Genomic DNA, 1568 nt, shown 5'->3' with positions numbered 1-1568 from the left:
AACAAGTAAGATAGTTAAGTGAAGAAGGGCGCACGGTGGATGCCTTGGCACTAGGAGCCGACGAAGGACGGGACAAACACCGATATGTCTCGGGGAGCTGTACGTAAGCATTGATCCGAGAATTTCCGAATGGGGGAACCCTCTACTCGTTATGGAGTAGAACATCTATCTGAATACATAGGATAGATGAGGCAGACCCGGGGAACTGAAACATCTAAGTACCCGGAGGAAGAGAAAGCAAACGCGATTTCCCGAGTAGCGGCGAGCGAAACGGAATTAGCCCAAACCAAAAAGCTTGCTTTTTGGGGTTGTAGGACACTCTATACGGAGTTACAAAGAGATAAGTTAAATGAATCGATCTGGAAAGGTCAGCCATAGGAGGTAACAGCCCTGTAATTGAAAACTTATTTCCTCTTGAGTGTATCCTGAGTACGGCGGAACACGTGAAATTCCGTCGGAATCCGGGAGGACCATCTCCCAAGGCTAAATACTCCCTAGTGACCGATAGTGAACCAGTACCGTGAGGGAAAGGTGAAAAGCACCCCGGAAGGGGAGTGAAAGAGATCCTGAAACCGTGTGCCTACAAGTAGTCGAAGCCCGTTTATGGGTGACGGCGTACCTTTTGTAGAATGGACCGGCGAGTTACGATCTCCTGCAAGGTTAAGTGGAAGACACGGAGCCGCAGCGAAAGCGAGTCTGAATAGGGCGATTTTAGTAGGGGGTCGTAGACCCGAAACCGTGTGATCTACCCATGTCCAGGGTGAAGGTCAGGTAACACTGACTGGAGGCCCGAACCCACGCACGTTGAAAAGTGCGGGGATGAGGTGTGGGTAGGGGTGAAATGCCAATCGAACACGGAGATAGCTGGTTCTCTCCGAAATAGCTTTAGGGCTAGCCTCAAGGGATGTATGTTGGAGGTAGAGCACTGATTGGACTAGGGGCCCTCACCGGGTTACCGAATTCAGTCAAACTCCGAATGCCAATCATATTACCTTGGGAGTCAGACTATGGGTGATAAGGTTCATAGTCGAAAGGGAAACAGCCCAGACCGTCAGCTAAGGTCCCAAAGTATACGTTAAGTGGAAAAGGATGTGGAGTTGCTTAGACAACCAGGATGTTGGCTTAGAAGCAGCCACCATTTAAAGAGTGCGTAATAGCTCACTGGTCGAGTGACTCTGCGCCGAAAATGTACCGGGGCTAAACGTATCACCGAAGCTACGGATTGATCTTTGATCAATGGTAGGAGAGCGTTCTAAGTGCTGTGAAGTCAGACCGTGAGGACTGGTGGAGCGCTTAGAAGTGAGAATGCCGGTATGAGTAGCGAAATAGAAGTGAGAATCTTCTACACCGAATGCCTAAGGTTTCCTGAGGAAGGCTCGTCCGCTCAGGGTTAGTCGGGGCCTAAGCCGAGGCCGAAAGGCGTAGGCGATGGACAACAGGTTGATATTCCTGTACCACCCAATTCCGTTTGAACGATGGGGGGACGCAGTAGGATAAGGAATGCGCACGACTGGAAGTGTGCGTCTAAGCAGTGAGTGAGTCAGATAGGCAAATCCGTCTGGCAATTA

At 50.3% G+C, this 1568-nt stretch carries 1 rRNA gene (cut by a window edge); it reads left to right on the top strand.

Annotated elements, in window-relative coordinates:
* Positions 1-12 precede the first annotated feature (12 nt).
* Positions 13-1568, top strand: a 23S ribosomal RNA gene (locus tag ACFOZ1_RS16385) (its annotated part continues 1387 nt past the right edge of the window); the annotation flags it as partial.

It is taken from the genome of Gracilibacillus marinus, assembly GCF_042651725.1.
Lineage (GTDB): Bacteria > Bacillota > Bacilli > Bacillales > Amphibacillaceae > Gracilibacillus > Gracilibacillus marinus.
The sequence above is the reverse complement of the archived record's forward strand: the minus strand, read 5'-3'. Positions and strand labels throughout refer to the sequence as shown.